Origin of the sequence: Pseudonocardia terrae (assembly GCF_021343995.1) — a bacterium.
GTDB classification, from domain to species: Bacteria; Actinomycetota; Actinomycetes; order Mycobacteriales; family Pseudonocardiaceae; genus Pseudonocardia; species Pseudonocardia terrae.
This window is the reverse complement of the sequence record NZ_JAJTTE010000034.1, coordinates 36,086-57,731: the sequence shown is the minus strand read 5'-3', so window position 1 is coordinate 57,731 and position 21,646 is coordinate 36,086. Positions and strand designations below refer to the sequence as shown.

The 21,646-nt window shown below is 73.8% G+C and carries 25 protein-coding genes; 7 read left to right on the top strand and 18 right to left on the bottom strand.

The genetic code is table 11. The features are described from left to right. Positions 1-11: 11 nt before the first annotated feature. Positions 12-998: an alpha/beta hydrolase family protein gene (locus tag LWC33_RS22025; RefSeq protein ID WP_233306326.1), complete on the top strand. Its 987-nt coding sequence runs from the start codon at positions 12-14 to the stop codon at positions 996-998. A 107-nt stretch (positions 999-1,105) separates the two neighbouring features. Here LWC33_RS22025 and LWC33_RS22020 read toward each other — a convergent pair whose 3' ends face one another. Further along, entirely contained in the window at positions 1,106-1,588 is a 483-nt protein-coding gene (locus tag LWC33_RS22020) for an alcohol dehydrogenase catalytic domain-containing protein (RefSeq protein ID WP_233306325.1), read from the bottom strand. A gap of 23 nt (positions 1,589-1,611) precedes the next feature. Continuing rightward, on the bottom strand, positions 1,612-2,673 hold the full coding sequence (locus LWC33_RS22015; protein WP_233306324.1) for an alpha/beta fold hydrolase: 1,062 nt from the start codon (positions 2,671-2,673) through the stop codon (positions 1,612-1,614). Positions 2,674-2,812: 139 nt separating this feature from the next. Between LWC33_RS22015 and LWC33_RS22010 the strand changes: the two genes are divergently transcribed. Both LWC33_RS22010 and LWC33_RS22005 read left to right on the top strand, forming a co-directional pair. Next, on the top strand, positions 2,813-4,615 hold the full coding sequence (locus tag LWC33_RS22010) for a sigma-54-dependent Fis family transcriptional regulator (protein ID WP_233306323.1): 1,803 nt from the start codon (positions 2,813-2,815) through the stop codon (positions 4,613-4,615). Between the two features lie 96 nt (positions 4,616-4,711). Next, on the top strand, positions 4,712-6,349 hold the full coding sequence (locus LWC33_RS22005) for a flavin-containing monooxygenase (protein WP_233306322.1): 1,638 nt from the start codon (positions 4,712-4,714) through the stop codon (positions 6,347-6,349). Between the two features lie 48 nt (positions 6,350-6,397). Here LWC33_RS22005 and LWC33_RS22000 read toward each other — a convergent pair whose 3' ends face one another. From LWC33_RS22000 to LWC33_RS21965, 9 genes are all read right to left on the bottom strand, one after another. Next, positions 6,398-7,708, bottom strand: coding sequence for an acyl-CoA dehydrogenase family protein (locus LWC33_RS22000; RefSeq protein WP_233306321.1), 1,311 nt, complete (start codon positions 7,706-7,708; stop codon positions 6,398-6,400). Positions 7,709-7,985: 277 nt separating this feature from the next. Further along, positions 7,986-8,264, bottom strand: a complete 279-nt coding sequence (locus LWC33_RS36720) for an aldehyde dehydrogenase family protein (protein WP_443719895.1) — start codon at positions 8,262-8,264, stop codon at positions 7,986-7,988. Then, on the bottom strand, positions 8,240-8,527 hold the full coding sequence (locus LWC33_RS36715) for an aldehyde dehydrogenase family protein (RefSeq protein ID WP_443719890.1): 288 nt from the start codon (positions 8,525-8,527) through the stop codon (positions 8,240-8,242). Before LWC33_RS36715 ends, LWC33_RS36720 begins: the two co-directional genes overlap by 25 nt. Next, entirely contained in the window at positions 8,524-9,135 is a 612-nt protein-coding gene (locus tag LWC33_RS21990; protein ID WP_233306320.1) for an FMN-binding negative transcriptional regulator, read from the bottom strand. Before LWC33_RS21990 ends, LWC33_RS36715 begins: the two co-directional genes overlap by 4 nt. A 111-nt stretch (positions 9,136-9,246) precedes the next feature. Continuing rightward, entirely contained in the window at positions 9,247-9,471 is a 225-nt protein-coding gene (locus tag LWC33_RS21985; protein ID WP_308190983.1) for a hypothetical protein, read from the bottom strand. 138 nt (positions 9,472-9,609) lie between these two features. Beyond that, positions 9,610-10,023 carry a nuclear transport factor 2 family protein gene (locus tag LWC33_RS21980; protein ID WP_233306319.1) on the bottom strand — a complete coding sequence of 138 codons (414 nt, stop codon included), beginning with the start codon at positions 10,021-10,023 and terminating at the stop codon, positions 9,610-9,612. Positions 10,024-10,085: 62 nt separating this feature from the next. Next, the gene (locus tag LWC33_RS21975; protein ID WP_233306318.1) at positions 10,086-10,745 is read right to left on the bottom strand and encodes a protein-L-isoaspartate O-methyltransferase family protein; all 660 of its coding nucleotides are present in this window, start codon (positions 10,743-10,745) and stop codon (positions 10,086-10,088) included. 52 nt (positions 10,746-10,797) lie between these two features. Further along, a complete protein-coding gene (locus LWC33_RS21970; RefSeq protein ID WP_233306317.1) occupies positions 10,798-11,142 on the bottom strand; it encodes a DNA polymerase ligase N-terminal domain-containing protein in 345 nt (114 codons plus the stop codon). Positions 11,143-11,233: 91 nt separating this feature from the next. Further along, positions 11,234-12,151, bottom strand: a complete 918-nt coding sequence (locus LWC33_RS21965) for an RNA polymerase sigma-70 factor (RefSeq protein WP_233306316.1) — start codon at positions 12,149-12,151, stop codon at positions 11,234-11,236. 170 nt (positions 12,152-12,321) lie between these two features. On the opposite strand from LWC33_RS21965, the gene LWC33_RS21960 reads away from it, so the two are divergent. Continuing rightward, on the top strand, positions 12,322-12,807 hold the full coding sequence (locus tag LWC33_RS21960; RefSeq protein ID WP_233306315.1) for a carboxymuconolactone decarboxylase family protein: 486 nt from the start codon (positions 12,322-12,324) through the stop codon (positions 12,805-12,807). An 80-nt stretch (positions 12,808-12,887) separates the two neighbouring features. Here LWC33_RS21960 and LWC33_RS21955 read toward each other — a convergent pair whose 3' ends face one another. Both LWC33_RS21955 and LWC33_RS21950 read right to left on the bottom strand, forming a co-directional pair. Continuing rightward, positions 12,888-14,165, bottom strand: coding sequence for an MFS transporter (locus LWC33_RS21955; RefSeq protein ID WP_233306314.1), 1,278 nt, complete (start codon positions 14,163-14,165; stop codon positions 12,888-12,890). Next, a complete protein-coding gene (locus LWC33_RS21950) occupies positions 14,162-15,679 on the bottom strand; it encodes an MBL fold metallo-hydrolase (RefSeq protein ID WP_233306313.1) in 1,518 nt (505 codons plus the stop codon). The genes LWC33_RS21955 and LWC33_RS21950 overlap by 4 nt, the downstream gene beginning before the upstream one ends. A gap of 97 nt (positions 15,680-15,776) precedes the next feature. Between LWC33_RS21950 and LWC33_RS21945 the strand changes: the two genes are divergently transcribed. After that, positions 15,777-16,445, top strand: coding sequence for an ArsR/SmtB family transcription factor (locus LWC33_RS21945; protein ID WP_233306312.1), 669 nt, complete (start codon positions 15,777-15,779; stop codon positions 16,443-16,445). A gap of 8 nt (positions 16,446-16,453) precedes the next feature. Here the strand turns inward: LWC33_RS21945 and LWC33_RS21940 are convergent, their stop codons facing one another. The 3 genes from LWC33_RS21940 to LWC33_RS21930 form a co-directional block, all read right to left on the bottom strand. After that, on the bottom strand, positions 16,454-17,359 hold the full coding sequence (locus tag LWC33_RS21940) for a DMT family transporter (RefSeq protein WP_233306310.1): 906 nt from the start codon (positions 17,357-17,359) through the stop codon (positions 16,454-16,456). 63 nt (positions 17,360-17,422) lie between these two features. Then, a complete protein-coding gene (locus LWC33_RS21935; RefSeq protein ID WP_233306309.1) occupies positions 17,423-17,893 on the bottom strand; it encodes an STAS domain-containing protein in 471 nt (156 codons plus the stop codon). A gap of 68 nt (positions 17,894-17,961) precedes the next feature. Beyond that, positions 17,962-18,246 (bottom strand): DUF3040 domain-containing protein, encoded by a 285-nt coding sequence (locus tag LWC33_RS21930; protein ID WP_233306308.1) that lies wholly within the window; start codon positions 18,244-18,246, stop codon positions 17,962-17,964. Between the two features lie 151 nt (positions 18,247-18,397). On the opposite strand from LWC33_RS21930, the gene LWC33_RS21925 reads away from it, so the two are divergent. Continuing rightward, positions 18,398-19,450, top strand: a complete 1,053-nt coding sequence (locus LWC33_RS21925) for an NAD(P)H-dependent flavin oxidoreductase (protein ID WP_233306307.1) — start codon at positions 18,398-18,400, stop codon at positions 19,448-19,450. Here the strand turns inward: LWC33_RS21925 and LWC33_RS21920 are convergent. After that, on the bottom strand, positions 19,447-19,920 hold the full coding sequence (locus tag LWC33_RS21920; RefSeq protein ID WP_233306306.1) for a hypothetical protein: 474 nt from the start codon (positions 19,918-19,920) through the stop codon (positions 19,447-19,449). The genes LWC33_RS21925 and LWC33_RS21920 overlap by 4 nt on opposite strands. Before the next feature lie 86 nt (positions 19,921-20,006). Continuing rightward, entirely contained in the window at positions 20,007-20,591 is a 585-nt protein-coding gene (locus LWC33_RS21915) for a DUF2231 domain-containing protein (RefSeq protein ID WP_233306305.1), read from the bottom strand. A gap of 150 nt (positions 20,592-20,741) precedes the next feature. Here LWC33_RS21915 and LWC33_RS21910 point away from each other — a divergent pair, with 150 nt between their 5' ends. Then, positions 20,742-21,518, top strand: coding sequence for a helix-turn-helix transcriptional regulator (locus LWC33_RS21910; RefSeq protein ID WP_233306304.1), 777 nt, complete (start codon positions 20,742-20,744; stop codon positions 21,516-21,518). The last annotated feature ends 128 nt before the right edge of the window (positions 21,519-21,646 follow it).

Sequence of the window (21,646 nt, the reverse complement as noted above, 5' to 3'; positions counted from 1 at the left end):
GCCGTCGGGCCGTGGTAGGTGACGACCCAGGGCTGTACTTCCGCGCCACCAACTACCTGTGCCAGGCCGAGCGCATGCTGGGCCACTCCGACCCGAACCGGGTCCCGACCTACCGCCGGGTGCTGGAGCTGGCGCAGAAGTCGTTCGACCTGCGGGACCCGCGGATCAGCCGGGTGGCGATTCCGTACGAGGCCACCACGCTGCCCGCCTACTTCAGCGCCGCGCCCGCCACCGACGACGGCCCCGCCCCGGTGGTCGTGCTGGTCAACGGCCTGGACTCCACCAAGGAGCACATGTACGGCTCGGCCCACTGGGAGGAGTTGGCCGCCCGCGGCGTCTCCTGCCTCATGCTCGACCAGCCCGGCACCGGCGAGGCCCTGCGCCTGCAGGGCCTCACCGCCCGCATCGACACCGAGGCCTGGGCGGGCGCCGCCGTCGACTGGCTCGAGCAGCGCGACGACGTCGACGCCTCGCGGATCGGGATCGTCGACTGGTCGCTGGGCGGCTACTACGCACCGCGCGCCGCGGCGTTCGAGAAGCGGTTCGCGCTCTGCGTGGCCTGGGGTGCCAACCACGACTGGGGCGCCGTGCAGCGCCGCCGCCTCGAGCGCGAGGGCGAGGGCGAGGGCGAGGGCGAGGGCGAGGGCGAGCGTCCCGTGCCGCACTACTGGGAGCACGTGCTGTGGGTGTGGGGACACGACGACCTCGACACCTTCATCGCCTTCGCCGACGACGTGCACCTCGACGGCGTCGTCGAGAAGATCACCGTGCCGTTCCTGATCGCGCACGGCGCCAACGACCGGCAGATCCCGCTCGAGTACGCCCACCGCTCCTACGACAAGGCGGTGAACTCCCCCAAGCGGGAGCTGCGCGTCTTCACCCCGGAGGAGGGCGCGACCGAGCACATCGGCCTCGACCACCTGCCCCACGTCAGCACCTACATCGCCGACTGGGTGGCCGACACCTTCGCCGAGCTCGGGACGCCCCGCACTCAGTAGGTGATCAGCGGCTCAGTAGGTGATCAGCGGCTTGATCACCCCGTCCCGCTTCTCCCGCATCACCGCGAAGGCCTCCTCGGCGTCGCCGACGGAGAACCGGTGGGTGGTCATCGGGGTGGGGTCGACAGCATGTCGCAGGCGTAGACGGCGACCTCGTCGGCGAGCGCGTCCGGGATCGGGGCGAGGTTGTAGTCGGCGTCGTTGACGTGGAAGTACTCGGCGAGGTTGCCGTCCTTCTGCACGGTGAAGCGGTAGCCGCCGAGCGGGCCGCCGCACTGCGAGCTCAGCCCGCGCTGGCAGTAGTCGCAGGTGCCGTCGGGGGTGACGGCGTTGACCGCGACCCGGTCCCCGACCTGGACCGAGGTGACGCCGTCGCCGATCTCGTGGACGACGCCGACGCTCTCGTGCCCGAGGAGCCGCCCCTCGGGCACGGGGAGGACCCCGGCCACGGTGTGGACGTCGGAGGTGCAGATCAGCGAGGCGGTGCTCCGGACGACGGCCTCGCCGGGGCCGGCGGTCGGGATGCCGCGCTCGACGAGCCCGATCCGGCCCTCGCCGAGGAACGCGAGGCCGCGCATGGTGCTGCTCATGGGTGTCCTTCCGGGGAGGGCGGTCAGGCCGGGCCGGCCAGGAGCTCGCCGAGGTGCTGGTCGATCTGGGGCATGTAGGTGGGCGCCACACCGAACAGGCCGAGGTGGCCGAGGATGTCGTCGACCACGCGCAGCTCGGAGCTCTTGATCTTCTCCTGCTCGGCCCGGCAGTCCCGGACCGGGAAGAACATGTCCTCGCTGATGGGCATGACGAACGTGCGGGCGGTGATGCGGCCCAACGCGGCGTCGAGGTCCCCGCCGGTGTGCCGGGCGACGTCGCCGCGCTGCCACTTCCAGGCCATGCACAACAGGTCGTTGGGGTCCATGACGGTGAAGTAGGGCTCCAGGAAGCCCTCGAGGAAGGCCTCCTTGGACTCGAACTCCAGGGCCCGCCACACCTCCTGCTTCCAGAACTCCGTGGACAGCCCCATCACCGCCCAGATCCCCGCGTGCCGCTTCAGCCCGGCCTCGACCTCGGTGTTCGAGGTGTACTCGCCGTCGGCGAAGCCGGGATCGGAGGTGATCGCCTCGTTGAGGGCCTTGGTGAACAGGAAGTCGTGCGGGGTGTTCTGCGCGGTGCCCGCGATCGCCGCGGCCCGCTTCACCTTGTCCGGGAAGCGGACGGCCCACTCGTACGTCTGCTGGGCGCCCATGGACCCGCCGACGACGGCGTGCAGCGTCTCGATGCCGAAGTGCTCGCGCAGCAGCCGCTCCTGGGCGACCACGTCGTCGCCGATCCGGACGTGCGGGAACGCCGACATGGCGATCCCGGCGTTCTCGCCGTCGGCGTTGTGCGGCGAGGTCGACAGGCCGGAGCCGATCTGGTCGACCACCACGATGAAGTACCGCTCGGGGTTCAACGCGTGGTCGGGACCGATGTAGACGTCGCGCCAGATCTGGTGGCTGCCGGAGTACCAGGTCGTCACCAGGATCGCATTGTCCCGGGCCTCGTTCAGCTCGCCGAAGGTGGCGACGGCCAGCCGGCAGTCGGGGATGCTGCCGCCCTCCTCCAGGTCGAGCCGGCCGACGGAGATCAGGTCGTAGTCGCCGTGGAACTCGGGCGAGTAGAACGGGTTGTCGATCATGTCCAGCTCCTCGTCGAGGGACCGTGTCGCCCCACTCTCCGGGGTGTCCCGCCGACCGTCGTGTCCCTTCTTGGGACACGCCACGAGCTTGACCCGTGCCGCAGGATGTGAGTGGGGCCACAAGGAGGTGCTCCTGACGATGACCGACGCACCGGACCGCCGCCTGCTGCTCGCGAGCGCCCGCGCCGACCTGCTGGAAGGCGGTGGCGCCCCGGAGCGGGAGGGGGTGCCCGACCACGTGGCGGCCTCCTGGCGGCGCAGCGTCGCCGGCGGGGTGCCGCCGGACAGCGTGGAGACCCAGTACTTCACCGAGCTCGACCTGGGGTCCCGCCTGGTCCGCTGCGCCGCCCCGGTGATCGACCAGCTCGCGGAGCAGATCGCCGGCGTCCCGATGTGCGTCGCGCTCACCGACGACCGGGCCCGGATCCTGGCCCGCCGGGACAGCAGCCGCTGGCTCGGGCGGATCCTCGACCGGGTCTACTTCGCGCAGGGCTTCGGCTACGCCGAGGGGGCGGTCGGCACCAACGGCGTGGGCACGGTGCTGGAGTTCGGCGAGTCCGTGCACATCGTCGGCGCCGAGCACTTCGTCGGCACGCTGCAGGCCTTCGCCTGCGCCGGCGCCCCGGTCCGGGACCCCTTCACCGGACGCATCGAGGGCGTCCTCGACATCAGCTGCCTCGCCGACCACTCGACGCCGCTCATGCACTCGCTGGTACGCGACGCGGCCCGGCGCATCGAGCACAACCTCGTCCGGGACCGCGACCAGGCCCAGCAGGCGCTCTTCGACGTCTACTCGCGGGTCGACGCCCGCACCCGCGGCGCGGTGCTCGCCGTCGGCCCCCGGGTGGTCGTGGCCAACACGTCGCTGCAGACCCTGCTCGCGGCCGGGGACCAGGAGGCCCTCCACGACCACCTGCGCTTCCTCGCGGGCCGGCACGACTCCGTCGACCAGCGGATCGACCTGCCCTCCGGCGCGCGGGTGCGGCTGCGGGGCTCGACCGTCGCGGTGGGCGACGACGTCGCGGGCATGATCGGCGTCGTCACGCTGCTGGACGAGGTCGACGCCCACCCCGCCGACCATCCCGCCGCCCCGGCGGTGGCCCGGCCCCGGGGCGCCTCGTCGTCGCCCGGGTGGTGCGCGGCGGCCGCCGCCGCGCGCGCCGAGCTCGACGCCGGCAATCCGGTGCTCGTGCTCGGCGAACCCGGCTCCGGCCGGGTCGCCCTGCTGAGCGAGCAGCACCTGCACCGGAACCCGGGAGGCCGGATCGCCCGGGTCGCCGCCCCGACGGTCGAGGCCGATCCCCAGCAGGTCGCCGCCGCCGTCGCGGAGCCCGGGGAGGGGACCCTCACCGTGCTGTGCGACGTCGACCGCCTCTCGCCGCGGGCCGCGGAACGGCTGGTGGCCGCCCTCGCCGAGCACGGCGGTGCACCGGCCCTCCTCGCCGCGACCGCCGCGACCGCCGCGACCGCCACGACAGCCACAGCAGCGGACGGCTCGGCCCCCTCCGTGCACCGCTCGCTCCTGGCGGTCTTCCGCGGCTGCGTCACCGTGCCGCCGCTGCGCCACCGCACGGCGGACCTTCCCGCGCTGGCCAGGGAGATCCTCGACCAGCTCGCACCGCACCGCGAGGTCCGGCTCTCGGCCGAGGCCACCCGCCTGCTCACCCGGTACCGGTGGCCGGGCAACGTCCGCGAGCTCCGGGAGGTCCTCGCCGCCGCCGTGGCCCGACGCCCGGTGGGCGCGATCGAGGCGGCGGACCTGCCCGCCCGCTGCCAGAGCACACCGCGCAGCGCGCTGCGCCCGGTCGACGAGATCGAGCGCGACGCCATCGTGTCGGCGCTGCGTGCGACGGGCGGGAACCGCAAGGCCGCCGCCGCCGCGCTCGGGATCGCCCGCTCGACCGTGTACCGCAAGATCCGCCAGTACGGAATCACCGACTGACCTCGCACCGTGTCCGTTGTTGGGACACCTCGGGCGGGCGGGACACCGCTCACCATGTGCGGGTTCGCCCGGGACACACAGGAAGAGGTCGAGACGATGACGTCCGCACCCGACACCGCAACCGCGACCGACCGTCCCCCGCTGGAGCTCGACGCCGTCGTGATGGGCGCCGGGGTCGCCGGGCTCTACCAGCTCCACCAGCTCCGCGAGCAGGGACTGCGGGTCCGCGCCTACGAGGCCGGGGACGACGTGGGCGGGACCTGGTACTGGAACCGCTACCCCGGGGCGCGGTTCGACTCCGAGGGCTACATCTACCAGTACCTGTTCTCCGAGGAGCTCTACACGGAGTGGAGCTGGAGCGAGAAGTTCCCCGGCCAGCCCGAGGTCGAGCAGTGGCTGCGGTACGTCACCGAGCGGCTTGACCTGCGTGCGGACATCGAGTTCGGCACCCGGATCGTCAGCGCGCACTACGACGAGGACCGGGGCCGCTGGACCGTGCGCACCGACCGCGGCGACACGATCGACACGCAGTTCTTCGTCACCTGCGGCGGGATGCTCTCCGCGCCGATGGACGCCCTGTTCGAGGGCCAGGACACCTTCCGCGGGCCGATCGTCCACACGTCCCGCTGGCCGAAGGAGGACGTCGACCTCGCGGGCAGGCGGGTCGGCGTCGTCGGGATCGGGGCCACCGGGATCCAGGTCATCCAGACCATCGCGAGCGAGGTCGGCCACCTGACGGTCTTCGCCCGCACCCCGCAGTACGTGCTGCCGATGAAGAACCCGAAGTACGGCGAGGCCGAGCAGCGCTGGTACAAGGGCCGCTTCGCGGAGCTGCGCTCGACCATCCCGCACACGTTCACCGGGTTCGAGTACGACTTCGAGCACGTCTGGGCGGACTGCACGCCCGAGCAGCGCCGCGAGGTGCTCGAGGAGATCTACCAGGACGGGTCCCTCAAGCTGTGGCTGGCGAGCTTCGGCGAGATGTTCTTCGTCGAGGAGGTCAGCGAGGCGGTCTCGGAGTTCGTGCGCGACAAGATGCGCGCGCGGCTGAAGGACCCGCGTCTCATCGACGTCCTCGTGCCCACCGACTACGGCTTCGGCACCCACCGGGTCCCGCTCGAGACGAACTACCTCGAGGCGTACCACCGCGAGAACGTCGAGCTGGTGGGCGTGCGGGACAACCCCATCGCCCGGATCCGGCCCGACGGCATCGAGCTCGCCGACGGCACCGTCCACGAGCTCGACGTGATCGTCCTGGCCACCGGGTTCGACGCGGGCACGGGCGCCCTGACCCGCATCGACATCCGCGGTAGGGGCGGACGGTCGCTGACCGAGGACTGGGGCCGCGACATCCGCAGCACGATGGGGCTGATGGTCCACGGTTACCCGAACATGCTGACCACGGCCGTGCCGCTCGCCCCGTCGGCGGCGCTGTGCAACATGACCACGTGCCTGCAGCAGCAGACCGAGTGGATCACCGCGACCATCCGCGTCCTGCGTGAGCAGGGCAAGACCGTGATCGAGCCGACCGAGGCCGGCGAGGAGGCGTGGGTGGCCCACCACGAGGAGATCGCCTCGGCGACGCTCGTACCGAAGACCCACTCCTGGTACCTGGGCTCCAACGTCCCGGGCAAGCCCCGGCGGCTGTTGTCCTACATCGGCGGCGTCGGGCAGTACCGGCAGAAGTGCGACGAGGAGGCGGCCGCCGGGTACCCGGCGTTCGAGCTGCGCTGAGCCCCGCCCCGGCCCCGCCGGACGTGGCGGGGCCGGAGTGGGCGCGCGTCAGACGACGACGGTGTCGATCGCCTCGTGGTGCTTCTCGAACTTCACGTACTCGTCCTCCATGATCGCCCGCGGGTTGAAGAGCGGGTCGGCGAGGACGCCGTGGACGCGGCGGCGCTGCATGCCCATGTTGCCGCCGTCGTAGATGGGCAGCACCGCCGCCTCGCGGAGGATCTTGCCGAAGCCGGCCTTCGTCTCCAGGGCGTTCACCCCGACGATCTGCATGCACTTGTACACGCAGTCGAACATCATCTCGGTGACCTGGATCTTGTTCATCGCGCCGACCAGCTCGGCGTGCTGGTCGTGCTTGTCGAGGTAGTCCGCCGCCCGCCAGGAGAAGTAGCGGCCCATCTCGATCTTCGCGGCGACGTCGCCGAGCACGTAGCCGACGTTCTGGAACGAGATGATCGGCTTCAGCGCGCCGGCCGTGTTGCCCCGGGCGAAGTCGAGCGCCATCTCGTAGGCGGCCCGCGCCATGCCGACCGCCGCGATCGCCGCGATCGGTCCGGACCAGGCGAAGTTGCGGTTGATCACGAGGTCGCCGTTGCCCTCGGCCCCCGGCAGCAGGTTCGCGGCCGGGATGCGGGCGTCGTCGAAGACGATCTCGGCGTTCGACGCGAGGCGGTGCCCGGTCTTGTCGAGGGTCCGGTAGGTCACGCCGGGGGTGTCCCGCTCCAGGATCAGCGCGGACAGCCCCTCGGTGCCGCCCTTGTCGGGGTCGGAGCGCACGATCAGGGTGCCGGCGTTGACACCCCGCTCGTCCCAGCCCGCCGACGACGGCCAGTACTTGCGGCCGTTGACGACGAAGTCGTCGCCGTCGCGGACCGCGAGGAGGCCGACCCCGGCCGGGCGCGGCAGCGGGATGTCGAAGTTCGCGGTGCCGGCGGGGTTGCCGGGCGGCTCGCTGGCCGTCCACCCGCCGAGGTACTCCCCCGTCGGGTCGGAGGTCGCCGCCTTCAGGAACTTCTCCTTCTGTGCCTCCGTGCCGTACCAGGCGATCGGCATGAGCCCGAGGCCGTTGCACAGGACCGTGCAGGCGAAGCCGGGGTCGACGACGCAGAGCTCCTCGGCCGCGACCGTGAGGTCGACGCACGACACCCCGCCGCCCCCGTAGGCCTTCGGCAGCATGCACATCGCGATCCCGGCCTTGTACGCCTCGACGTAGGCCGGCTTCGTCTTCTGGAAGCCGACGAGCGGGTCGCGCTCGGCGTCGGCCTCGGCCACGACCGGCCGGAGGACGTTCTCCGCGAAGGCGCGTACCTCGTGCTGCAGCTTCTTCTGCTCGTCGGACATCGTGAAGTTGATGGTCATCGGAACTCCGAGTGGCGTCGGCGGTGTCCTGTTCGCTGTGGTGATCGCCGCGGCGCGAAGAAGCGCGGCGTTCGACGCTACGCCGGTGCCGCGGCAGTGCCTATCCGTCGTTGCGCCGCCTCGGCGGCGGCGACAAGGAGTGCGGAAGCAGGTGTCGGAGGTCCCCCGGTCGGACGCTCGGCGACAGGCAGGCGGCTGCGGACCGCGTCGGACGCAGCCCGGAGACCGGTCGAGGCCGCCCCGGGTGCCCGGACGGCCTCGACGGTGCGTGACGCCGTCAGCGCTGGATGGACTTCGTCTCGAGGAACTCCTCCAGGCCGTAGCGGCCCAGCTCGCGGCCGTTGCCGGACTGCTTGTAGCCGCCGAACGGGACGAGCATGTTGACCTTGCCGCCGTTGACGTCGACCTGGCCGGTCCGCAGCCGCCGGGCGACCGCGAGGGCGTGGTCGGGCTCGCCGAAGACCGCGCCGGCCAGGCCGAAGACCGTGTTGTTCGCGATCTCCACGGCCTGCTCCTCGGAGGCGTAGGGGATCACCGAGAGCACCGGGCCGAAGATCTCCTCCTGCGCGATGACGGCGTCGGGCTCGACCCCGGCGAAGATCGTCGGGCGGCGCCGCCGAGGTCCAGCGCCACGCGCGTGATCGTGTCGGCGGCGACGACCGAGACGCGCTTCCCGGCGCGCGTGGAGCCGGTGAACGACACCATGTCGACGGCCGGGTGCCCGGCGATCGCCTCGCCGACGACCGGCCCGGTCCCGTGCACGATGTTCAGCGCGCCGGCCGGCACCCCGCCCGCTTCGATCGTCTCGCCGGAGCTCACGGTCGGTGGGCGGCCACCGCCTCCGCGCCGCGGGCGTCGCCGACCGCGCGGAGGCCGTCGACGACGCCGTCGATGTCCGCTGCCGGCCGGTTCTGGCTGAGCTTGAACTTCGCGTCGACGCGCTCGATGCGGACCTCGACGCCCACGATGGCGCGCAGCTGGCCGCGGAAGTACTTCTCCGGGGCGTCCTCGACGCGCCACCGGCCCGGCCGGTCCGCCTCGTGCAGGTCGGTCAGCCGCCGCACGACGTCGGCGAGCCAGTCGACGTCGTCGTGCACGGTCACGGTGCCGTGGACGTGGGCGGTCATGTAGTTCCAGGTGGGGACCACGCGCCCGTGCTCGGCCTTCGAGGCGTACCAGGTCGGGCTGATGTACGAGTCCGGGCCGCGGACGATCACCAGGCCCTGCCGCCCGTCGGCGCGCCTCCAGTGGTCGTTGTTGCGGGCGAAGTGCCCCAGCAGCCGGCCGCCCTCACGGTCGTAGACGAACGGCAGCATCGTCGCCTCCAGCCCGTCCGGGCCGTGGGTGATCAGGTCCGCGGCGCCGTGGTGGTCCAGCAGCTGCTGCACGTCCTCGTCGGCGGGGGCGAAGTGGGTCGGCACGTACACGATGCGGTCGCTCCTCCTGTCGGTCCTTGCCGCCTTAGGATGCACCCCGGGGCGGCCTTCTCCGATGGCCGATCCGCCGCCGTTCCACCAGGCCAATCCGGGCCGGGCAGGTCAGCGGGTCAGGACCGCGTGCAGGACGTCGGCGAGCGGTTCGGGGTGCACCTGGACGCCGAGGTGGCTCGTGGCGATCTCGTGCACGTAGAACGGGTTGTCCGGAGTGAGGGCGTCCGCCTCGGCGATGTAGCGGTCCTGCAGGGCGGGCGGCAGCGCCCGGTCCCCGGTGAGCCTGACGTAGCTGCGCGGGATCCGGCCCCAGGTCGCGGCGTCGGCGCGCACGCGGTCCTCGTCGATGAGCAGCGTCTCGTCCGGGTCCCGCCCTTCATCCCGCTGGGCTCCGCGGCCAGCGCCGCCGGGTCCTGGGAGCCGAGGTAGCCCCGCGGGATGCGGGCGGAGAACCGGACCGGCCGTCGCGGGTCAGGGGTCGCGCAGGACGGTGCGGCGGTCGATCCGCCAGCCGGACGGGGTGCGGACGATGTCGTCCACGACGGTGGTGAGGCGGTGCAGCCGGGACGGCCGGCCCGTCGGCGTGCCGACGATCTGCAGATAGGCGCGGGAGGTCAGGGTGTCCGACCCCACCGGCGTCACGTCGACCGTGCTGATGACGTGGTGCAGCACCTCGCCGGACTCCAGGAAACCCGCGTGGAACCGCTCGGCGAACGCGGTCAGTTCGGCCGCCCCGACGGCCGGCTCGGGATAGCTCGGCGAGTGGAACTCGCCGTCCGCCGTGAAGGTCGCGGCCCAGTCCGCCGCCCTGCCCGAGTCGATCGCATGGCTCTGTCGCCCGTAGAGCTGGTGGACGGCGAGCACGTCCTCGGCCGAGATGTCCATGGCCGCATCCTGGCCGTCAGCCGGGGAGGTGTCACCCTCGTCGGCGGGCGCCCCCGCTGTGATCAGCGGTCGGGGCTGTCCGGGACGAGCGGGACGAAGCTGACGTCGGCCAGGTGCTCGGTGCGGCCGTCGCGGTAGCGGACGAGGGTGCCGACGCGGTGGTCGCCGACCGGGCAGACGATCGTCCCGCCCGGGGCGAGCTGGTCGACCAGGTCCGGCGGGATCGTCCCGCTGGCCAGGGCGGTCACCACGACGCCGTCGAACGGCGCGCGGTCCGGGGCGCCGCGCGTCCCGTCCCCGGTCCGCACCTCCACGCCCGGGGCGAGCTCGGCGAGCAGCGCGCGGGCCCGTTCGGCGAGCACCGGGTCGCGCTCGACGGTCACCACCTGGCCGACGCAGCGGGCCAGCACGGCGGCCGCGTAGCCCGACCCGGTCCCGATCTCCAGCACCTGCGCCGACGGCGGCTGCTGCAGCGAGGCCACGCTGAACGCCACGATCCACGGCGAAGAGATCGTCTGGCCGCGTCCGATGTCGAGCGGGTGGTCGCCGTAGGCCTCGCCGGCCAGGTCGGGTCGCAGGAAGCGCTCGCGCGGCACCTCCCCCATCGCGGCGAGCACCCGCCGGTCCGTGATCCCGCCGGCGCGCAGCCGCGCCACCATGGCCTCGCGGGCCTTCGCGGCGTCGTGCCCGGCGGCCGTCCGGTCTTCCCGCACCGGAGCCATGTGACCACCTCCCGCCACCGGGTCTACCCGCTCCCCGCCCGGCCATGTCGGGTCAGGGCTGGTCCTTCGTCAGGTGCAGCAACCAGTCCTGACCGGTGTGGATCAGGGCGTAGCGCCGCGAACCGGTGCGTCCGTGCAGCGTGAAGACGATCCGCCGGTCGTCCCGGTCGTGCTCCTCCCACCAGCCCGTGTCGGCGATGGACTTGTCCTCGTCGGTGTAGCCCAGGTGGTCGAGGTCGTGATCGGGGACGCTGACGGCCAGCCGGTTGCGCCGCGGGTCGTCGGGCAGCCCGCGGGGCACCGCCCAGGACCGGAGCACCCCGTCCTCCTCCAGCCGCAGGTCGAAGTGCGGCCGCGGCCGGCGGTGGTCGTGCAGCACGAAGGCGGGACGGTCCACCCGTCCAGTGTGGCGCAGGACCGCGTCGCGGACCGGTTCCGTGGCCGGGGTGACCGCGTCCGACGGGCGGCCCGCCACGGCTCGGCTCGGCTCAGCGGCGCAGCGCGGTCTCCCGCTCCATGTGCGACAGCTTCGCGGGGTTGCGCACGGCGTAGAGCCCGGTGACGAGGCCGTCGTCGATGCGCACCGCCACCACGCTGTCGAGCTCGCCGTCGAGCCGGAGGACCAGCGCCGGGTGCCCGTTGACCTGCACCGGGTGCAGGGACACCGCCCCGTCGACCCGGCCCGTCCCGGCGCTGAGCAGCCGCGCCACCTTGTCCGCCCCCACGACGGGCCGCAGCACGGCCTGCTTGACCCCGCCGCCGTCGCCGACGAGGACGACGTCGGGGGCGAGGACGTCGAGCAGGCCCTGCAGGTCCCCGGTCTCGACCGCCCGCCGGAACGCGTCGAGCGCGCCCCGGGTCTCCGCCGGGGACACGACCTCCCGCGGCCGGCGCGCGGCGACGTGGGCCCGCGCCCGGTGCGCGATCTGGCGGACCGTGGCGGGACTCCGGTCGACCGCCTCCGCGATCTCGTCGTAGCCGACGTCGAAGACGTCGCGCAGCACGAACACCGCCCGCTCGGTCGGCGCGAGCGTCTCCAGCACCAGCAGCATCGCCATCGAGACGCTGTCGGCCAGCTCGACGTCCTCGGCCACGTCGGGCGTGGTCAGCAGCGGCTCCGGCAGCCACGGGCCGACGTAGGACTCCTTGCGCCGGCCGAGCGTGCGCAGCCTGGTGAGCGCCTGGCGGGTGGTGATCCGGACGAGGTACGCCCGCCGGTCCCGCACCGTGTCGAGGTCGACGTCCGCCCAGCGCAGCCAGGTCTCCTGGAGGACGTCCTCCGCGTCGGCGGCCGAGCCGAGCATCTCGTAGGCGACGGTGAACAGCAGGTTGCGGTGGGCGAGGAAGGCCTCGGTCGCGGCTCGGCCCGTGCTCCCGCCGCGGTCCGTGGGGACGGTCGACGACATGGGCGCCTCCTGTTCACGCTCGGCCGGCTCTGTCGGCATCAGACGCCGGGCACCGCCGATCCGTGACACCTCGCCGCCATGAGCCACGTCACATCCTCGCCCTGTCACACGCTCCGGGCCGCCGGCATCTGGTGTCCGACACGTGCAGCACCACGAGGGAGGACGAGATCATGGACGCCCGGATCGACCTGTTCCACAACGAGCTGGCCGCGAAGTTCGGCCGGCGGTTCGCCAACGCCGCGATGGTGGTCCACGGGTCGCCGCTGCCGAAGGCGGTCCAGGAGCTGGTGTCGCTGCGCGCCAGCCAGGTCAACGGCTGCAGCTTCTGCACCGACATGCACACCAAGGACGCCGCGACCGCCGGTGAGGACCCGGTCCGGCTCAACCTGGTCGCCGCCTGGCGCGAGGCCACCGTGTTCACCGAGGCCGAGCGGGCTGCGCTGGCGTTCGCGGAGGAGGGCACCCGCCTCGCCGACGCCCACGAGGGTGTGTCCGACGAGACCTGGGCGCGGGTGCGCGCGCACTACGACGAGGACCAGGTCGCCGCGCTCGTCTGCCTCGTCGCGCTGGTCAACGCGGCGAACCGGATGAACGTCATCGCGCGCACCCCGGCGGGTTCCTACGAGCCCGGCATGTTCGCCGCCATGGCGGGCTGACCCCGGCGGCCCGGCCCGGGCCTTGCGTCCGGGCCGGCCGCCGCCGACGCCCCGGAGCCCGACGGCGTCCGGCGCCGTGGTCACCCGCCGGAGCGGCGGTGGTCACGCATGGCGAACTGGCTCCACAGCGCGGAGGCGGCGGTGAGGGCCGCGGCGACGAGGACGGCGGCCTGGAGGGAGGCGAGCGCCGCGGTGACGCCGCCGACGAGCGCGCCCACGGCGTAGCCCGTGTCGCGCCAGAAGCGGTAGCCGCCGAGGGCGGCGGCGCGGACGCCGGGATCGACCCCGTCGCTGACCGCGGCGAGCAGGGCCGGGTAGACCAGCGCGGTGCCGACGCCGAGCAGGAACGCCCCGACGATGCCGGCGAGGAAGGCGTGGGGCAGGCCGACGACGAAGGTCAGCAGTCCGAGGGACTGGATCGCCATGCCGGTGACGACCGGGATCTTGCGGCCGATGCGGTCGGCGAGGTGGCCGGTGCCGAGCATGCCGACGGCCCACATGAACGGGTAGAGCGCCTTGACGATCCCGACGCCGCCGACCGTCACCCCGGCCTGCACGAGCAGGACGGGGAGCAGCACCCAGGTCAGGCCGTCGTTGAGGTTGTTGACCAGGCCGGCCTGGCTGATCGAGGCCAGGCTCCGGTCGCGCCAGGTGATCTCGGCGAACATCGCGCCCAGCCCGAGCGCCGCGACCCCGGGTCCGCCCGTCCCGGCGCCGGCCTTCGCCCGCTGCTGCTCGGCCTCGAGGCGGGCGTGGGCGGTGGTGTCCCGGACCAGGGTGACGCTGAGGGCGAGCCCGGCGACGACGTACACGGCGCCGAGCAGCTCGGGTGCGGGACGGAGCCCGTACGCGGTCGCGAGGTAGCCGGTGGCCAGGGCGGTCACGGCGACGCCGAGGTAGCCGGCGGTCTCGTTGATCCCGAGGGCGAGCCCGCGCCGTGCCGGACCGACCAGGTCGATCTTCATGTTGACCGTCATCGACCAGGTGAGGCCCTGGTTGACGCCGAGCAGCACGTTCGCGCCGATCACCCACCACCAGTTCGGGGCGAGGGCCAGCAGGAAGGGCACGGGCAGCCCGACGACCCAGCCGGCGATCAGCACCTTCCTGCGGGTGAAGCGGCCGACGACCGCGCCGCCGACGAGGTTGGTCACGGCCTTGGTGAGCCCGAAGGCCATCACGAACAGGGCGATCGTGAGGTCGCCCAGCCCGAAGACCTGCGCCCCGACGAGCGGGGTGACGGTGCGCTCGAGACCGACCATGCCGCCGACCAGCAGGTTGACCAGCGCGAGCAGCATGAACTGGCCGAGGTTCTCGCGCAGGCCGAGCCGGATGGGCGCCCCTGTCGTGGAGGACCTCACGCGCGGGTCCGCCCGCGGGACGCGGTCCGGGGCGCACCGGTCTCGTCGGCCCCGTCGGCCCCGTCGGCCCCGTCGGCCCCGTCGGCCCCGTCGGCCCCGTCGTCCCCGTCGTCGGTCCCGGTGACCAGCACTCCTCCGGTGAGGTCGGCCCAGTCCCCCGGCCCGCCGACGACCACGGCGAGGTCGTGGTGCCCGGCCCGTTCGAGCAGGCCGGCGGCGGTGGCGGCGCGTTCGCCGTGCCCGCACATGACCGCCGTCGGCTCCGCGGGCAGGTCGGCGGCGCGGTGGGGAAGGGCGCCGAGCTCGACGTGGTGGGCGGCGGGCAGATGTCCGGCGGCGTACTCGGCGGTCTGACGGACGTCGAGGACGCGGCGCCGCCCACTGCCCGCGGCCCTGCCCGGGACCGGCAGGTCGTCGGGGCGCAGGATCCGGGTGCTCGCCGTCTCGTGCCCGGCCGCGGGCCAGGCGGCGAGCCCGCCGGCGAGCTCCCCGGCGAGGCGGTCGACCCCGATGTTAAGGGCGGGCCCGACGACGTCGGCGGGATCCTGCTCCGGGCCACGGACGATCACGACGGCGCCGTCCGCGGGGACGACCCAGCCCAGCCAGGTCGCGAACTGGGGGCGCAGCGCGATGGACAGGGACCCGGGCACGTGCGCGGCCGCGTACTCGATCACCGGCCGGACGTCGACGAGGGTCGCGCCGTCGGCCCGCAGGCGCCGCACCACGGAGACCGGGAGCGGGGCGAGCGTTCCGGCGTCGGCCGCGTCGAGCACGGCCGGTCCGCGCCGGTTGATCTCGCCCAGCCGGCGGAAGTAGCCCGGGTAGCTGCCCAGCGACCCGAGGAGGGCGTCGACGAAGGCCTGCTCCTCCGGGAGCGCCAGCAGGGCGTTCGTCGCCAGCTCGTGCCCGATGGTGGAGGTGCGCCGGGTCCCGGACGGCGCGGAGCAGAACGACCCGGCCCCGTGGGTCGGCCACACCGCGGTCGGCGCGGGCAGGGTGGCGAGCCGGCGCAGGGAGGCGAACTGCGCGCGGGCCAGCTCGTCCGTGCGGTCCGGTCCGAGCAGGTCGGGCCGTGCGGCCGAGCCGACGATGAGCGATCCCCCGGTGAACACGCCGACCGGGCGCGGACCGTCGGAGATCAGGAAGGACAGGTGCTCATCGGTGTGACCGGGGGTGGCCAGCGCCGTGAGGCACAGGCCGCCGAGATCGACCTCCTCGCCGTCGCGCAGTCCCCGGTGCGCGAACCGGCGCCCGCCGGCGGCCGAGGCGAGGACCGTCGCCCGCTCGTCGTGGGCGAGCTGCACCGCCCCGGACAGGAAGTCGGCGTGCAGGTGGGTGTCGGCGGCGAACCGGATCCGCAGCCCCTCGGCCTCGGCCCGGGCACGGAGGGCGCGCAGGTCGCGCGGCGGGTCGACCGCCAGCGCCGACCCGTCGCCCAGGTCGAGCAGGTAGGCGGAGTTGCCCAGCCCCTCGTCGACGACCGCGTGGAGCCGGACCTGCGTGGGCGTGACCATCGCTCCTCCTCGCCCGTCCCGACGACCCGGCGTCCGGCCCGCAGGGCACGCCCGCCGGAGGCGCTACAGTATTCCATGGATTCATGGAGGAGGCGCCGTGCCCGACGGGAAGGCGAAGGGTGAGCTGTTCGCCGAGCTCGCGCGGGTCGGCAAGGCACTCGGCAACGGCACGCGTCTGGAGCTGCTCGACCTGCTGGCCCAGGGCCCGCGCAGCGTCGCCGAGCTCGCCGCGGCCGCCCACCTGGGCCTGACGACGGCGTCGGCGCACCTGCAGACGCTCAAACGCGCCGGGCTGGTGACCACCACGCGGTACGGCACGACCGTGGAGTACGCGCTGGCGGGCGACGACGTCGCCGCGCTCTGGCACCAGGTGCGGGAGGTGGCCGCGGCCCGCGTCACGGACGTCGGCCGGGCCGCGCGGACCTACCTCGGCCCGGACGACACCGAGGAGATCGGCCGGGAGGAGCTGCTCCGCCGCGTCGCCGACGGACGTGCCGTGGTCCTCGACGTGCGCCCGGGCCCGGAGTTCGCGGCCGGTCACATCCCCGGCGCGGTGTCGATCCCGATCGACGAGCTCGCGGGCCGGCTCGAGGAGATCCCCGCCGACCAGGAGATCGTCGCCTACTGCCGCGGCGCCCTGTGCGTGTTCTCCCACGACGCGGTCCGCCTGCTCGCCGCGCACGGCCGGAGCGCGGTGCGCCTGAGGGACGGCTTCCTGGAGTGGCGCCTGTCCGGGCACCCCGTCGCGGGCCCGGCCCTGCCCTGACGGCTGCCCTACCGGCGGCGGTCGGCGACCGGGGAGGAGCGGGCGGCTCCGCTTCCCTCGTCCTCGTTCGACGCGTCGGGGTCCAGCAGCGGGGACCGCGCCAGCAGGACCGTTCCGGCGCCCACGAGGAGGGCGCCGGCGATGGCGCCGACCAGGAACCAGCCGGTGCGACCCTGTTCGTTGAACACCGCCAGGCCCCAGGCCACGGACACCGCCGGGTTGGTCAGGGTGAACCCGGGCTGGGAGGCGACGAGGCTGCCTCCCTCGAGCGCGTTCTGGAGCAGGAAGAACGACGCCGGCCCGACGACCGCCACCGCGTAGGTCTGCCAGGTCGTGAACAGGCTCCCACCGTGGCCGACCGAGGCGCCCACCCCGGCGATCAGCGACGAGTTCAACCCGAACGCCGCGCCCGTGGCCACCCCGAGGAAGGCGGCCCGATGTTCGTGGCGGGCCCGGTAGCCCAGCAGGACCAGGATCAGGACGCCGCCCGCGGTCAGCCCGATCCCCCACGCCCACGTGCTCACCGGCACCGCTCCCGGGTCGCCGCCGGTCGGCGACAGGCATCCCACGAGCGCACCCAGGCCGACCGTCTGCAGGACGACGGCCGTCCAGTCCCGCCGCCCCAGGTGCAGGGTGAACATCCACGACGCCAGCAGCAACGTGAAGGGGAGCTCGACCACCAGCAGGGGCTGGACCAGCGCGATCCGCGACACCGATATCGACACGGCGTGCAGCAGGAACCCGGTGAGCATGGAGAGGATCCCCAGCACCCACGCGGGGCGGCGCACCAGGTCCAGGAACATCCGGAGGGAGAACGACCGCGACTCCGGCTCGTCGCGCGCGGCCCGGCGTTGCAGTACCGACGCCAGGGCGTTCAGACCCGCCGCGACGATCATGAGCACGACGCCGAGCACCCTCGTCCACCTCGTCCCTCGTCCGCGTGACGTTCCTCTTCGGCCGGCGACGCCGGCCGAGCCTCACAGCGCCGTGTCCGCGACCGCCGCCGGGAGCGCGCTCCGCACGGTCGGCCGGGTATCGACCAGCGGCAGCACCCCGGCGGCCTGCAGGGGCAGGTGAACCGCGTGATGGCCGGTGCCGACGAGCACCAGGCGCATGTCCCGCAGCCACGTCAGGCGACGCAGCCGCACCAGCATGCCGAGGGCCGCGGCCGACAGCACCGTCACGTCGTGCAGGTCGACGACCACGCGGCAGGTGGCCTCGCGGGCCAGCTCGTCGGCGATCCGGCCTTCGAGGACCTCACAACCCGGTTCGCCCACGGCGGTGTGCAGGGACACCACGAGCACGCCGGTGCACGGCCTGGCCATGACCAGGGCCTCCGCGACCGCGCCCGGCGAGCCGGTTCGACGTCGCGCAGGCCACGTCCCGTCCCGTCCGCCGGTGGATCCGGACGTGCCGTGCCGGTTGTCGCCGCTGGTCTGTGTGTACATCGTCGTCTCCTGATCGTGCGATGCCGCGGACGCCGCCGGGTGGGCGCTCCGCACCCGCGAGCCCGTGGTCAGGGCCGGTTCCGAGGGCCGTCGTGGTGGACGGGACGGGTGGCGGCCAGGCAGAGGACGGCCACCACCGTCGCCGCACAGACCACCGCGCCCACCGCGCTGCCGAGCACCGCGAAGAGGACCGCTGCGGCCAACGCGACCGCGATCACCGGCACGAACCAGTTCGAGACGTGCGGCCGGGCCCGAGGCGGCCGCCGGCGGCGCATCGCCTCGACCAGTCCGGCGTCGTCGGCGAGGAAGCGCTCGATCTCCCTCAGCTCACGGGTCTCTCGCTCGCTGAGCATCACGGTCCTCCTCGCTGCTCGACCTCACGGTCGAGCTACCCCTCGGGCGTCCGCGTACCCACGGCCAGGGCGAGGAGGGAGCGGTTGTCAGCCAACCGGAAGGTGGTCGACGGCTCACCGGCCGCTGCCGCGGTCCGCGGCCTGTGGTCGGATGGCAGGCGTGCAACGACGTGTCACGGAGTTCTGCGACCGGTTCGGCCTGCGGCTGCCGATCCTCGAGGCCCCGATGGCCGGTGCCTGCCCGCCGGAGCTGGCGATCGCGGTGGCCGAGTCGGGCGGGATGGGCGCCGACGGCGTCGTCCTCGACCCGCCCGATCGCATCGCGGCATGGGTCGAGCGGTTCCGGGCCGGCTCGACGGGGCCGTTCCAACTCAACATCTGGATCCCGGACCCGCCGGTCGAGGCGCCCGACCGCCTGCGCGCGGCCGAGGAGTACCTCGGCGGCTGGGGCGAACCGGGCGAGGCGGGGGCGGCCGCCCCGGTCTTCGCCGAGCAGTGCGAGGCGATGCTCGAGGCCGCGCCGACCGTGATCTCCTCGATCATGGGCGTGTTCGACGCGGACTACGTCGAGCGGATGCACGCCCGCGGGATCGCCTGGTTCGCCTGCGCGACCACACTGTCCGACGCGCTGGCCGCCCAGGAGGCGGGCGCCGACGCGATCGTCGCGCAGGGCATGGAGGCGGGCGGGCACCGCGGCACCTTCGACCCCGCCGCCGCCGAGCACACGAACGTCGGGCTCCTCGCCCTGCTCCCGCACCTGGTCGACCGGCTCCGGGTCCCGGTCGTCGCCTCCGGTGGCATCGGCGACGGCCGGGGCGTGGCCGCGGCACTGGCCCTCGGCGCCAGCGCCGTGCAGGTGGGCACGGCGCTCCTGCGGTCGCCGGAGGCGGGGATCCACGAGGACTGGGCCTCGGCGTTGGCGGACCTGCCCCCGGAGCGGTCGGTCCCGACGCGCGCCTACTCCGGCCGGCTCGGCCGGGCCGTGCCGACGCCGTTCGTCACCGCCTGGGCACGGCCCGAGGCGCCCCTGCCCGCGCTCTACCCCGACCAGCGCCGGCTGGTCGGCCGGTTCCGGCGCGGTGCCGCCGCCGGGGTGGACCCGGTCAACCAGTGGGCCGGGCAGGGTGCGGCGCTGGCGCGCCGCGCCCCCGCGGCCACGATCGTGCAGGACATGTGGGACACCGCCCGCGGCCTGCTGGCCTAACTGGAGGGCACGCCGAGCGCGGCGAGCAGCACCAGGACCACCGTCGCCACGGCGAGCACGCCGTGCGCGCCGACGACGGCCACCGGGAGGTGGGACTCGGCCGGCTCGGGCGCGGCCCCGGCCTCGGACGCGGCCCCCGGACCGCCCGCCGGGTCCCTCGTCCCGACGGTGGCCGTCGCGGCGCGGGCCCGGTACGCGGGCACCCACAGCCGGAACATCGTGAAGCCGAGCAGCGCCACGACGACCAGCAGTGCCAGGGAGATCCACGACAGCACGCGCGCGTCGAGGACGAGGTAGACGATCCAGACGACCAGGCCGGCGGCCGCCAGGCCGAAGTGGCCGAGGATCAGGCCGGGCGGGAACCGGCTGGCCCCCGAGGACCGGAGGCCGCCGTGGGCGACCCACCTGCCGAGCATGACGAAGCCGCCGACGGCGGCCAGGACCCAGGCGATCAGTGCGGCGATACCCATGTCGGCCTCCTTGCCGAGCCGGGGAAGGTCGCGCCCGTGCGGGCGCGGGTCGTGCGGGGTCGTGCGGGGTCGTGCGGTCGGGGCGCTCAGGGTGCCGGACGGGCGTCCCGGCGGACGGCGGTGCGGGAGGTGGCGACCCGGTACCCCTCGGACTGGGTCGCCTCGTCCGCCACGCGGACCCCGTAGCGGTAGGCCAACATCCCGCCCAGGTAGCCCGACACGGCGAGCGCGACCAGGCTGACCACCGACAGCACGAGTGGCCCCGTACCCACCGAGGGCGCCGTGCCCGCCGTCGCCGACGTCATGGCGGTGGCCTCGGCGGCCCGGCGCCACAGGAAGTTCCCGACGTACGCCGCGGTGATCACCAGGTTGAGGGCCATGTGGGCGATGCCGATGCGGAACGCGCGGGTCCCCGTCGGAATGACCAGCAGGTCCATGGTGCCCACCAGGGCCGCCAGGAGCGCACCGATCACGCCGAGCCCGATCAACCACATCGACCCGACGACCAGGAAGCCCGGCCGGGACACCAGGTGGGACCCGACGTCGAACACCAGGCTGGCGACCCAGGCCCCGATCGGCACGGTGACCAGGATCGGGTGGAACGGGTGCCCGTACGGGCCCGCGAGCGTCGTGCTCACCGGCTCCTTCGCCGGCAGGGCGTGCTCCTCCATGATGGCCTCCCGAACGCCACGAAAACGCCACCAAAACGCCAACGAAGTTTGGTCTTATCCCGATGCCCCCGTCAAGACCTGCAGGTGAGAACGACGCTCGATTCCGCTGAGGGAAGGCTCGTTGGCGCAAACCGGTGCTAATGTCACCCCATGGCGGTCGACCCGGCGATCAAGGCGGTGGCCGCGCTGGACGACGATCTGCGCCGCGGGATGTACCAGTTCATCCGGGGCGAGCGCAGGCCGGTGAGCCGCGACGAGGCGGCGGCCGCGGTCGGGATCTCCCGGAAGCTCGCCGCGTTCCATCTCGACAAGCTCGTCGACGCCGGCGTCCTGCGCGCGCACTACCGGTCCGCCACGGGTATCCGCAGGGTCGGCCGTGCCCCCAAGGTCTACGAGCCCGTCGACACCGACCTGCGGATCAGCATCCCGCCGCGTCGGCACGACCTGCTCGCCGACATCCTCCTCACCGCCGTCCTCGCCCCCGGTACGCCGGAGTCGTCCGCCCCACCCTCGTCCGCCCCACCCTCGTCCGCCCCACCCTCGTCCCCATCGGAGTCCGCCGCGCCGTCGTCCGTGGCGCCCCCGTCGGCAGCGCTCGAGGCCGCGACCGGGCGTGGCCGGGACCTCGGCGACTCCGAGCGCCGGAGCGCCCGTCCCGGCCGGCTCGGTGTCGAGCGCGCCCTGACGCTGGTGACCGCACTGCTGACCCGGCACGGGTTCGAGCCGGTCCGGACGGCACCGGGCTGCGTGCGCCTGCACAGCTGCCCGTTCCACCCGTTGGCCGACCGGGCCCCGGAGCTGGTCTGCGCGATCAACCACGCGTTCCTCTCCGGGGTGATCGAGGGGCTGGACCCGCGGCCGTCGATCCGGGCCGTCCTCGACCCCCGCGACGGCGACTGCTGCGTCGAGCTGCGCGCCCGGGCCTGACGCCACCCCCGGATCCAACGGCACCCCGACAGCCCCTCCACAGCACGCCGACGGTGTCGCCGGCCGCCCGACGCTCGCGCCCGGTCGGCCGGGCCCCTGGATCTTCTCGGCGCCGTACGGCACCGTGG

What these genes read in the sequence shown, in the direction of transcription:
- LWC33_RS22020 (WP_233306325.1), bottom strand. Translation starts at nt 1,588, where the DNA reads ATGAGCAGCACCATGCGCGGCCTCGCGTTCCTCGGCGAGGGCCGGATC.
- LWC33_RS22015 (WP_233306324.1), bottom strand. Translation starts at nt 2,673, where the DNA reads ATGATCGACAACCCGTTCTACTCGCCCGAGTTCCACGGCGACTACGAC.
- LWC33_RS22010 (WP_233306323.1), top strand. Translation starts at nt 2,813, where the DNA reads ATGACCGACGCACCGGACCGCCGCCTGCTGCTCGCGAGCGCCCGCGCC.
- LWC33_RS22005 (WP_233306322.1), top strand. Translation starts at nt 4,712, where the DNA reads ATGACGTCCGCACCCGACACCGCAACCGCGACCGACCGTCCCCCGCTG.
- LWC33_RS22000 (WP_233306321.1), bottom strand. Translation starts at nt 7,708, where the DNA reads ATGACCATCAACTTCACGATGTCCGACGAGCAGAAGAAGCTGCAGCAC.
- LWC33_RS21980 (WP_233306319.1), bottom strand. Translation starts at nt 10,023, where the DNA reads ATGGACATCTCGGCCGAGGACGTGCTCGCCGTCCACCAGCTCTACGGG.
- LWC33_RS21975 (WP_233306318.1), bottom strand. Translation starts at nt 10,745, where the DNA reads ATGGCTCCGGTGCGGGAAGACCGGACGGCCGCCGGGCACGACGCCGCG.
- LWC33_RS21965 (WP_233306316.1), bottom strand. Translation starts at nt 12,151, where the DNA reads ATGTCGTCGACCGTCCCCACGGACCGCGGCGGGAGCACGGGCCGAGCC.
- LWC33_RS21960 (WP_233306315.1), top strand. Translation starts at nt 12,322, where the DNA reads ATGGACGCCCGGATCGACCTGTTCCACAACGAGCTGGCCGCGAAGTTC.
- LWC33_RS21950 (WP_233306313.1), bottom strand. Translation starts at nt 15,679, where the DNA reads ATGGTCACGCCCACGCAGGTCCGGCTCCACGCGGTCGTCGACGAGGGG.
- LWC33_RS21935 (WP_233306309.1), bottom strand. Translation starts at nt 17,893, where the DNA reads ATGTACACACAGACCAGCGGCGACAACCGGCACGGCACGTCCGGATCC.
- LWC33_RS21930 (WP_233306308.1), bottom strand. Translation starts at nt 18,246, where the DNA reads ATGCTCAGCGAGCGAGAGACCCGTGAGCTGAGGGAGATCGAGCGCTTC.
- LWC33_RS21925 (WP_233306307.1), top strand. Translation starts at nt 18,398, where the DNA reads ATGGCAGGCGTGCAACGACGTGTCACGGAGTTCTGCGACCGGTTCGGC.
- LWC33_RS21920 (WP_233306306.1), bottom strand. Translation starts at nt 19,920, where the DNA reads ATGGGTATCGCCGCACTGATCGCCTGGGTCCTGGCCGCCGTCGGCGGC.
- LWC33_RS21915 (WP_233306305.1), bottom strand. Translation starts at nt 20,591, where the DNA reads ATGGAGGAGCACGCCCTGCCGGCGAAGGAGCCGGTGAGCACGACGCTC.
- LWC33_RS21910 (WP_233306304.1), top strand. Translation starts at nt 20,742, where the DNA reads ATGGCGGTCGACCCGGCGATCAAGGCGGTGGCCGCGCTGGACGACGAT.